The sequence below is a fragment of the Flexivirga sp. genome (assembly GCF_051955415.1).
Classification (GTDB): domain Bacteria; phylum Actinomycetota; class Actinomycetes; order Actinomycetales; family Dermatophilaceae; genus Flexivirga.
Map to the genome: position 1 here is coordinate 1 of NZ_JBQCGS010000049.1, position 9,248 is coordinate 9,248.

Annotated in this window: 9 protein-coding genes and 1 tRNA gene; 7 read left to right on the forward strand and 3 right to left on the reverse strand. The window is 67.9% G+C overall.

Annotation, left to right across the window (positions count from 1 at the left end):
* Positions 1–116 precede the first annotated feature (116 nt).
* A complete protein-coding gene (locus ACTHL4_RS08590) occupies positions 117–632 on the reverse strand; it encodes a DUF3145 domain-containing protein (RefSeq protein ID WP_440282336.1) in 516 nt (171 codons plus the stop codon).
* A 315-nt stretch (positions 633–947) separates the two neighbouring features.
* Here ACTHL4_RS08590 and ACTHL4_RS08595 point away from each other — a divergent pair, with 315 nt between their 5' ends.
* The 5 genes from ACTHL4_RS08595 to ACTHL4_RS08615 all read left to right on the forward strand — a co-directional run bounded on the left by ACTHL4_RS08595 (position 948) and on the right by ACTHL4_RS08615 (position 6,463).
* Positions 948–2,123, forward strand: a complete 1,176-nt coding sequence (locus ACTHL4_RS08595) for a sugar ABC transporter substrate-binding protein (RefSeq protein ID WP_440282337.1) — start codon at positions 948–950, stop codon at positions 2,121–2,123.
* Positions 2,124–2,204: 81 nt separating this feature from the next.
* Positions 2,205–2,987, forward strand: coding sequence for an ATP-binding cassette domain-containing protein (locus ACTHL4_RS08600; RefSeq protein WP_440282338.1), 783 nt, complete (start codon positions 2,205–2,207; stop codon positions 2,985–2,987).
* Positions 2,984–4,345: a sugar ABC transporter permease gene (locus tag ACTHL4_RS08605; RefSeq protein ID WP_440282339.1), complete on the forward strand. Its 1,362-nt coding sequence runs from the start codon at positions 2,984–2,986 to the stop codon at positions 4,343–4,345. The genes ACTHL4_RS08600 and ACTHL4_RS08605 overlap by 4 nt, the downstream gene beginning before the upstream one ends.
* Positions 4,345–5,568, forward strand: coding sequence for an ROK family transcriptional regulator (locus tag ACTHL4_RS08610; protein ID WP_440282340.1), 1,224 nt, complete (start codon positions 4,345–4,347; stop codon positions 5,566–5,568). Before ACTHL4_RS08605 ends, ACTHL4_RS08610 begins: the two co-directional genes overlap by 1 nt.
* A 52-nt stretch (positions 5,569–5,620) precedes the next feature.
* A complete protein-coding gene (locus ACTHL4_RS08615; protein WP_440282341.1) occupies positions 5,621–6,463 on the forward strand; it encodes a hypothetical protein in 843 nt (280 codons plus the stop codon).
* Between the two features lie 4 nt (positions 6,464–6,467).
* Here ACTHL4_RS08615 and ACTHL4_RS08620 read toward each other — a convergent pair whose 3' ends face one another.
* Together ACTHL4_RS08620 and ACTHL4_RS08625 are read right to left on the reverse strand one after the other, a co-directional pair.
* Positions 6,468–6,995, reverse strand: coding sequence for a general stress protein (locus tag ACTHL4_RS08620; RefSeq protein WP_440282342.1), 528 nt, complete (start codon positions 6,993–6,995; stop codon positions 6,468–6,470).
* A gap of 137 nt (positions 6,996–7,132) precedes the next feature.
* Positions 7,133–7,206: transfer RNA gene (locus ACTHL4_RS08625), tRNA-Ile, on the reverse strand.
* A 165-nt stretch (positions 7,207–7,371) separates the two neighbouring features.
* Here ACTHL4_RS08625 and ACTHL4_RS08630 point away from each other — a divergent pair.
* Positions 7,372–8,154, forward strand: coding sequence for an amino acid ABC transporter ATP-binding protein (locus ACTHL4_RS08630; protein ID WP_440282343.1), 783 nt, complete (start codon positions 7,372–7,374; stop codon positions 8,152–8,154).
* Between the two features lie 137 nt (positions 8,155–8,291).
* A complete protein-coding gene (locus tag ACTHL4_RS08635) occupies positions 8,292–9,140 on the forward strand; it encodes a glutamate ABC transporter substrate-binding protein (protein ID WP_440282344.1) in 849 nt (282 codons plus the stop codon).
* Positions 9,141–9,248 lie beyond the last annotated feature (108 nt).

Here is a 9,248-nt window from a genome sequence, read left to right on the forward strand (position 1 = left end):
ATGAAGACCCTCTGACCGTGAGGATCACCCACGGACCGAGGGGTGTACCGATGGCGCGGCCATCGGTACTCCCCTCGGTCTTTCGCTACTCCGCTCGGCCAGCGGCGGCTACGTCGTCAGGACACGCGGTGCAGCCAGCGCACCGGGGCGCCCTCGCCGGCATACCGGAACGGCTCCAGCTCCTGGTCCCAGGCGGTGCCGAGCAGTTCGGCCATCTCCTCCCGGAACAGTTCCGGGTCACCCTTGCTGGCGGCCAGCGAGGCGCGCAGCCGGTCCTCACCGACGACCGCGTCCCCCGACGCAGCGGTCATGGTGTGGTGGATGCCCAGGGAGGGTGTGTGCGACCAGCGTGAGCCGTCGCAGCCGGGGCTGGGCTCCTCGGTGACCTCGTAGCGCACGTCCACCCAGCCGCGCAGCGCGCTGGCCAGCTTGGCCCCCGTGCCGGGCTCGCCCATCCAGGAGAGTTCGGTGCGGACGGTGCCCGGCTCGACCGGTTGCTTGATCCACTCGATGGGGGCGGCGGCGCCGAGCACACTCTCCAACGCCCAGCCGATGTGTGGGCACAGCGCAGCAGGGGTGGAATGAACGAACACCACCCCACGGGTCACGGCACGCGCGTTCGCGGCAGACATCCGGGCCTCCTGACAAATTGCGAGGGACGTCTTCCCCAACGACCTCGCGTGAGCGGTCCGGCATACGTGCCGTGCAGTGCCATCTGTGGTTGTGCAGTCATTGTGCCTCATCCGTCTCACCAGCACCAGTAGCCGCTCCGCGAGCAGTCGCCGGATCACGGACCGGTCACGATCGCCGGGCGGCGCGGCGATTTCCGGAAAATGTGGTCCGCATCACCACCGATCGGATATGTTGCCGCACACAACATATTCAACTCTCCAGCGGCTCGGGCCCGGTGAACCGGCTCGTGCGTGGTGATCGAAAGGTGGAAACCCATGCGCAAAGGTGCGCTCAGCACGGTGTGTGCAATGGCGGGCATCATCGCTCTGGCCGGCTGCGGGAGCAGCAGCAGCGGCGGGTCCGGCTCGTCCAGCGGCGCCGGCGGCGCCTCCTCCCCCGCGGCGGCGGCCAGCAGTGGCGGCAGCGGTGGCAGCAGCTCGGCGGCCGCATCAGGCAGCAAGGTCGACGGCAAGGGCGCCAAGGTCGGCATCATCCTGCCGGACCGCCAGTCCTCGAACCGGTGGATCTCCTCCGACCCGGAGGCACTGAAGGCACGCTGCGCGGCCGACAACCTCAAGTGCGACATCCAGAACGCCAACAACTCGGCGCAGCAGATGACGACCATCGCCACCAAGATGATGAACGACGGCGTCAAGGTGCTGGCCCTGGTCAACCTCGACTCGGCCTCCGCAGCGCAGATCGAGAAGACCGCCAAGTCCAAGGGCATCTACACCATCGACTACGACCGCCTGACGCTCGGCGGGTCGGCCAGCCTCTACGTGTCCTTCGACAACGTCAAGGTCGGCGAACTGCAGGGCCAGACGCTGGCCCAGTGCTCCCAGGTCAAGGGCAAGTCGGCGGTCAAGTACGTCGACCTCAACGGTGCGCCGACGGACAACAACGCCACGCTGTTCAAGCAGGGTTACGACAGCGTGCTGTCCAAGCAGAAGGGCTGGACGAAGGTCGGCGACCAGTCGGTGCCCGACTGGGACAACCAGAAGGCCGGCATCATCTTCACCTCGATGCTGCAGAAGACCCCCGACCTCAACGCGGTCATGGTCGCCAACGACGGTATGGCGGGATCGGTCGTCACCCAGCTGACCAAGCAGGGTCTGGCCGGTAAGGTCGCGGTCTCCGGTCAGGATGCGACGGTCGAAGGTCTGCAGCGGATCATGGACGGCACCCAGTGCTTCACGATCTACAAGCCGTCCAAGGAAGAGGCCTACCCGGTCGTCGACGCCGCGGCCGAGCTGGCCAACGGGCAGGCGCCGAAGACCACCCAGACCATCAAGGACACCAAGTCCGGTCGTCAGGTCCCGGCCATCCTGGCCAAGCCGATCGCGATCACCAAGGCCAACGTCGCACAGCCGATCAACGACGGCTACACGCCGAAGTCCACGACCTGCACCGGCGCCTACGCCGCCAAGTGCACGGCCGCCGGCGTCAAGTAAGCGCACTGCTCAACACCACGGGACGAGGGGTCGGGCGGACCGGCCGGTCCGGCCGACCCCTCTCCTCGCTTAGGGAGATTCATGTCTGATCAGCCGATCCTGCAGCTGCGCGGGGTCAACAAGAGCTTCGGCGCCGTGCACGTGCTGCACGACGTCGACTTCGCGGCATACGCCGGCAAGGTGACCGCGCTGGTGGGTGACAACGGCGCGGGCAAGTCCACCCTCGTCAAGTGCATCGGTGGCACCTACACGATCGATTCGGGCACCTACGAGTTCGACGGCAAGGCCGAGCACGTGACGGCGCCGCGCGACGCCTCCGCGCTGGGCGTGGAGATCGTCTACCAGGACCTCGCGCTGTGCGAGAACCTCGACGTCGTCCAGAACATGTTCCTCGGTCGTGAGCGCATGCGCGGCATCGTGCTGGACGAGGAATCGATGGAGATCGCCGCCGCCGACACCCTCACGTCGCTGTCGGTGCGCACGCTGAAGTCGGTCCGGCAGCGCGTTTCCAGCCTGTCCGGTGGCCAGCGGCAGACGGTCGCGATCGCCAAGGCGGCCCTGTGGAAGTCCAAGGTGGTCATCCTCGACGAGCCGACCGCCGCACTCGGCGTCGCCCAGACCGCACAGGTCCTGGACCTGGTCCGACGGCTGGCCGACCAGGGCACCGCCGTCATCCTCATCTCGCACAACATGCTCGACGTGCTGCAGGTCGCCGACACGATCTCGGTGCTCTACCTCGGCCAGCTGGCCGCGACCGTCAACCGTGCCGACGTCAACCAAACCCAGGTCGTCGAGTTGATCACCACCGGCCGCAGCGGCGACCTCGGCATCCAGCCCACCACGACCTCGGGAGCTGTGGCATGAGCGAGCAGACGACAACCGCAACGGCGGAGACCGAAACCGCCTCCGACGACACGGCAGCGGCCTCGACGACCGTGCACACGGGCAGCTCGATCGGCGGCTACCTGCGCAGCTACTGGCAACGCATCCGCGGCGGCGACATGGGTTCGCTGCCGGCCGTTGCGGCGCTGGTCGTGCTCTTCCTGGTCTTCTCGGTGGTCGAGGACGGCTTCCTGTCCAAGAGCAACTTCGCCAGCCTGATCACCCAGGCCGCACCCGGCATCCTGCTGGCGATGGGCCTGGTCTTCGTGCTGTTGCTGGCCGAGATCGACCTGTCGGCCGGCACCACCTCCGGTGTCAGCGGTGCGGTGGTCGCCGTGCTGCTGATGAAGAACTGGCCGTGGCCCTTGGCGGTCCTGGTCGCGCTGATCGTCGGTGCGGTGATCGGATTGCTCATCGGCTGGATGCGCACCTTCCTGCGGGTGCCGTCCTTCGTGTCGACCCTCGCGCTCTTCCTCGGCTTGCAGGGCGTCGTGCAGATCGTGGTCAACAGCGCCAACACGCAGGGCAACCTGTCACTGCAGAGCAATACCCTGGTCGCCCTGGAGAACGGCAACATGCCGCAGTGGGCGGGCTGGGTGATGGCGATCCTGTTCGTCGTCGGGTATGCCGTGCAGAAGCTGCTGGCGGTCAACGCCCGTCGGCGCAAGCACCTGCCGACCGAGCCGCTGCTGGTCACCGCGGCCAAGGTGGGCGGCATCGCGGTGCTGTCGGTCGTGTTCACCGTCGTGCTCAACCTGAACCGCTCCCCCAACGCCGCGGGCGGCACCAAGATCGTGGAGAAGAACGGCCAACTGGTCACCGAGAAGGTCGGCGGGGAATACCTCGGCGGCGTGCCGTGGGTCGTCCCGGTCATCCTGGTGCTGGTCGTCGTGCTCGCGTTCGTGCTCGGCCGCACCCGCTACGGACGGCACATCTACGCCGTCGGCGGCAGCGACGAGGCGGCTCGACGCGCCGGCATCCGGGTCGACTCGGTGCGCATCTCGGTCTTCGTCATCTGCTCGGTGCTGGCCGGCGTCTCGGGCATCGTGCTCGCCTCCCAGACCGCGGTCAACGCCTCACAGGGTGGCGGCAACACGCTGCTGCTGGCCGTCGGTGCGGCCGTCGTGGGTGGCACCAGCCTCTTCGGTGGCAAGGGCCGGATCACCGACGCCGTGGTCGGTGGTGCCGTCGTGGCGGTGATCATCAACGGTATGGCGGACCTGCTGCGCGGCGCGAACAACTCCGCCTGGCAGTGGATCGTCACCGGGTTGGTGCTGCTGCTCGCCGCCACGGTCGACGCGGTCTCCCGTCGTCGGGCCGGCGCTGCCGGCCTCGGCTGATGCCCCCGGGCGCTCGGTCCGCCGCGCGCCCCGAGCAGATCCGCCGGCACAACCTGTCGGTCGTGTTGCGCCACGTCCATCTGCACGGAGCCGTGTCCCGACCGGATCTGGCTCGGAGCACCGGCCTCAACCGCAGCACGATCGGTGCGCTGGTCCGTGACCTCGTCGACCTCGGCATGGTCACCCAGCGGACTCCGACGCGCAGCCGGGACGGCGCGGGGCGGCCGCCATACCTGGTGGTCCCCCGGCCGCGCTCGGTGCACGTCATCGCGGTCGACATCGACGTCGCCCGGGTGCTCGTCGCCGCGATCGGCCTGTCCGGTGCGGTGCTCGGCCAGGTGGAGTGGCGCCTCGCCGGTCGCGACCGGTCGGCGATCAACGTCGCCGATCGCGTGGCCGCGGCCGCCCGGGACCTGAGCGCCGCCGCCGGCGGCATACGCGTCGGCATCGGGGTGAGCCTGCCGGCGATGATCGACAACCCGCGAGGCATCGCCGTCTACGCGCCGAACCTGCAGTGGAGCAACGAACCCGTCGGCGACCTGCTGCGCCAACGCCTGGACGATCACGTCGTCATCAGCAACGACGCGGACCTCGCCGCGCTGGCCGAGCACCGGCGGGGCGTCGCGGCCGGCTACACCGACCTGGTCTACGTGCTGGGCCGGGTCGGTGTCGGTGGCGGCGTCATCATCGGCGGGGATCTGCTGCGCGGCAGCCGCGGGTATGCCGGCGAGATCGGTCACATGTCGGTGCAGGCCAACGGCCCGGTCTGCCACTGCGGCAACCGCGGCTGCCTGGAGGAGTATGTCGGCGAGGCGGCCATCCTGCGCGCCGCCGGGGCGGCCGGCATCTCCTCCCCCGAACTGGATCCGCTCTTCGACCGGGCCGGGGACGGCGACGAGGTGGCGGCCGAGGTGGTCGCCTCGATCGGGCAGTGGCTGGGTCGGGGACTGTCCAACATCTCGCACGTGCTCAACCCGGAGGCGATCGTCGCGGGCGGCCACCTGGCCGACGTCCTGCGGCTGGCCGAACCCTCGGTGCGGATCGGGCTGCAACGCGGCATGGTGACCATCGGGCGTGCTCCGATCACGTTGCTGCAGGGGCAGATCCGGCAGGCGCCGCTCGTCGGCGCCGCAGAACTGGCCTATGAACGGTTGCTCACCGCGCCCGATCTGATGACCGACGCCGTCCACGGCACACCTGCCGATCCCGCGCTCGGCGGTTAGCCTGGAGACACGACTGCGGACCTGAGGGGGCACGCGAGACGACATGGGCGGCATGGGCAACATGGACTGGATCCTGCACCTGTGTGCGGTCGGCACCTTCCTCGCGCTGCTGACCGCAGCGTTCCGGCGCGGCAACGACGCCCGGCTGCGCACGACGGTGTGCTCGGCGATCATGGCGGGGCTGGCCTTCACACCGGCCCACTGGGTGGTCCACGTCGGTATGGCGATCCTGTTGCTGTCCAGCGTGGAGTTCCTCTACCGCCCGTCCCACAAGGTATGGCGGGAGACCCTCACGTCCTTCGCGTGCCTGGCCGCGGTGACCGTCGCCGGCGCGGTCAACGACCAGTTCCCCTGGGTCGTCTTCCCGTTCGGCGTCCTGGTGGCGCTGTGGGCGCTGACCGGCGGGCCGGCCCGCAACCGGCGCAGGCGCGATCGTGAACTGCGGCGCAGGGAGCGCCACGACGCGGCCACGGAAGCGTCGTCGCGGCGCAGCACGCAACGGGACCTCAACCGGCTGTTCAACGATCCCCGGCTGCCGCAGCCGGTCCGGCACAATCTGCACCAGCTGCTGCGCCGGGCCGACGGGCTGCACCAGGAGCTGCGGTCCCGCGGAGCCGGCGACCGGCTGATCTTCGAGGTCGAGCAGATCCATGAGGACTTCGCGCCCACCGCGGTGCGTGGCTACCTGGCGCTACCGGTGGAGACCGCCGACACGCACCCGCTGCAGGAGGGCAAGACCGGTGCGACCCTGCTGGACGAACAGATCACGATGATGCACCGGGCCCTGGACGACATCGCGGCCGAGGCGCGCACCCAAGGGGCCGAGGGCATCCTGGCCAGCTATCGCTTCCTGCAGGACAAGTTCGGTCGCCCTGACGACGAACTCACCCTCTGACCGGTCAGGTCAGGGACTGCCCGGCGCCGCCGGGCATGTTGTCCAGCAGCTCGTGCGCCTTCATCGCGAACTTGTGCTCGACCAGCACCTCGTACTTCGTCGCCACCACCTGGGTGACCGACTGGAAGTCGCGCTTGCCGCCGGTGAGGCTGTAGCCGATGGCGGCCCACACGGCGCCGAAGATCGCACCGAAGATCACTGTCGAGATGACGACGCCCAGGACGTTCACCCCGGACTCGAACATCGACAGGATCAGCCCGATGAAGGCACCGAACCAGGCACCGGACAGCGCACCACCTGCGAGCACCCGGCCCCAGGTGAGCCGGCCGACGACCCGCTCGATCTGTTTGAGCTCGGTGCCGACGATCATGCAGTTCTCGACCGGGAACTGGTTGTCGGACAGATAGTCGACCGCACGTTGAGCATCGGCATACTCCGTGAAGACGCCAAGGGACATGGGGTATTCGAGGGTCAGGCCACCGCGGAAGGAGGCACCCTGGCGACCGAAGCCGCCGCTCATCGGACTCGACATACTCCCAGCCTAACGACGTGCCGCGGTCAGCGGCGACCAGCGGTCACCAACTCGTGCCCCACGGATGGGCTGCACCGACCGCCCGTCCGCCAGCCAGCGGAGAGCCGACGCAGGACGCTGACCTGCACGTTCTTCGGTGGGGCGACTGGGGCTTGAACCCAGGACCGACGGATTATGAGTCCGCTGCTCTAACCGGCTGAGCTATCGCCCCGTGCTGCAGGGCACATTCTGACATCACCGCCGAGCGATCCGCACGGTGAGGTCACCCCACGCCGACGACACCCGGCGGGTCGCTTCGCAACGGCATGGCAACGAAATCGCGACCTACCCCAAAATGCTCAAAATTCGCTGACACCGCCTTGTAGGGTTCGTACTCATGACGGATCAGGCGCCCCCGGCGGGTGAGACCAACGTCGCCTCGGGCCAACCACTCGTGCGGATGACGGGGGTCAACAAGCATTTCGGCGATCTGCACGTGCTGCGAGACATCGATCTCGAGGTCGCCAAGGGCGAGGTCGTCGTGGTGCTCGGACCCTCGGGGTCGGGGAAGTCGACACTGTGCCGCACCATCAACCGCTTGGAGACCTTCGAGTCGGGCACCATCACCATCGACGGCGAGCCGCTGCCCGAGGAGGGCACCGAGCTGGCCAAGCTGCGCGCCGACGTAGGCATGGTCTTCCAGTCGTTCAACCTCTTCGCGCACAAGACGATCCTGCAGAACGTCACGCTGGGTCCCATCAAGGTGCGCAAGATGAGCAAGGCCGACGCGGAGACACGCGCGATGGAGTTGCTGGAGCGGGTCGGCGTCGAGGCGCAGGCGGAGAAGTATCCCGCCCAGTTGTCCGGTGGGCAGCAGCAGCGCGTCGCCATCGCACGGTCCCTGGCGATGCGGCCGAAGGTGATGCTCTTCGACGAGCCCACCTCGGCGCTGGATCCGGAGATGATCAACGAGGTGCTCGACGTCATGTCCGGCTTGGCCAAGGACGGTATGACGATGATCGTCGTGACCCACGAGATGGGCTTCGCCCGCCGCGCCGCCGATCGGGTCGTCTTCATGGCCGACGGGCAGATCCTGGAACAGCAGACTCCGGAGGAGTTCTTCGCCAACCCGACGTCCGCACGGGCCAAGGACTTCCTGTCCAAGATCCTCACTCACTGAGCACCCTCGACCGAACAACCATCCCGACCGAACACCATGACCACCCCGTCCGCGGCGATCTTCGATCGCCGCAACCGTCACCTCGATCGCCGCGCCAACGCTTGCGATTCGTCATACCCAACCGGAGGAGAAATCTCATGAAGTTCCGCGCGATCTACGCCGCGACGGCAGCAGCCGCGCTCGGCCTGGGCCTCACCGCTTGCGGGGGCAGCTCCGGCGGCTCGAGCGCAGCCAAGGACGCCGTCTGCAAGCTGCCCGACTCCGGCCCGTCGGTCAAGATCGGCATCAAGTACGACCAGCCGGGCCTCGGCCTCAAGGACGGCGACAAGTACACCGGTTTCGACGTCGACATCGCCCGTTGCGTCGCTGCCGAGATGGGTTACAGCAAGATCGATTTCGTGCAGTCGCCGTCGCCGCAGCGCGAGAAGATGCTGCAGGCGGGCACGGTCAAGATGATCGTCGCGACCTACTCGATCACCGACAAGCGCCTGAAGGAGGTCGGCTTCGCCGGCCCGTACTTCGTCGCCGGACAATCGCTGCTGGTCGGCAAGGACTCCAAGATCAGCGGGGTCAACGACCTGGCCGGCAAGAAGGTGTGCTCGGTCACCGGCTCCACCTCGGTCGACAACCTGAAGGAGAAGGCGCCGAAGCTGGTGCCGCAGAAGTACGACACCTACTCGGCATGCGCCGAGGCGCTCGCGTCCGGCTCGATCGACGCGATGACCACAGACGACGCGATCCTGGCCGGCTACGCCAACCAGCCGCAGTACAAGGACAAGGTGAAGCTGGCCGGCGGCACCTTCAGCGAGGAGAACTACGGCATCGGTCTGAAGAAGGGCTCGGCCGACTGCGACAAGGTCGCCGCCGCCATCAAGAAGACCCTCGACAACGGCAACTGGAAGAAGGCTGTGGAGAACAATCTCGGCTCGGACTACAAGTACAACACCGAGCTGAACCCGCCGAAGTCCCCCAGCTGCAAGGCCTGAGCCTGCGGCCCGGCAGTCCGGATCCGACGGTGACCATCCGTCACGTGGCCACCGTCGGGTCCGGCGACCATCTCTCTCACCACAGTTAGGAAGGGCATCGGGTGTCTT

Bases quoted from the DNA above. Each gene is read 5' to 3' on its own strand.
- ACTHL4_RS08635 (WP_440282344.1), top strand. From the start codon at position 8,292: ATGAAGTTCCGCGCGATCTACGCCGCGACGGCAGCAGCCGCGCTCGGC.
- ACTHL4_RS08590 (WP_440282336.1), bottom strand. From the start codon at position 632: ATGTCTGCCGCGAACGCGCGTGCCGTGACCCGTGGGGTGGTGTTCGTT.
- ACTHL4_RS08615 (WP_440282341.1), top strand. From the start codon at position 5,621: ATGGGCAACATGGACTGGATCCTGCACCTGTGTGCGGTCGGCACCTTC.
- ACTHL4_RS08620 (WP_440282342.1), bottom strand. From the start codon at position 6,995: ATGTCGAGTCCGATGAGCGGCGGCTTCGGTCGCCAGGGTGCCTCCTTC.
- ACTHL4_RS08630 (WP_440282343.1), top strand. From the start codon at position 7,372: ATGACGGATCAGGCGCCCCCGGCGGGTGAGACCAACGTCGCCTCGGGC.
- ACTHL4_RS08600 (WP_440282338.1), top strand. From the start codon at position 2,205: ATGTCTGATCAGCCGATCCTGCAGCTGCGCGGGGTCAACAAGAGCTTC.
- ACTHL4_RS08605 (WP_440282339.1), top strand. From the start codon at position 2,984: ATGAGCGAGCAGACGACAACCGCAACGGCGGAGACCGAAACCGCCTCC.
- ACTHL4_RS08610 (WP_440282340.1), top strand. From the start codon at position 4,345: ATGCCCCCGGGCGCTCGGTCCGCCGCGCGCCCCGAGCAGATCCGCCGG.
- ACTHL4_RS08595 (WP_440282337.1), top strand. From the start codon at position 948: ATGCGCAAAGGTGCGCTCAGCACGGTGTGTGCAATGGCGGGCATCATC.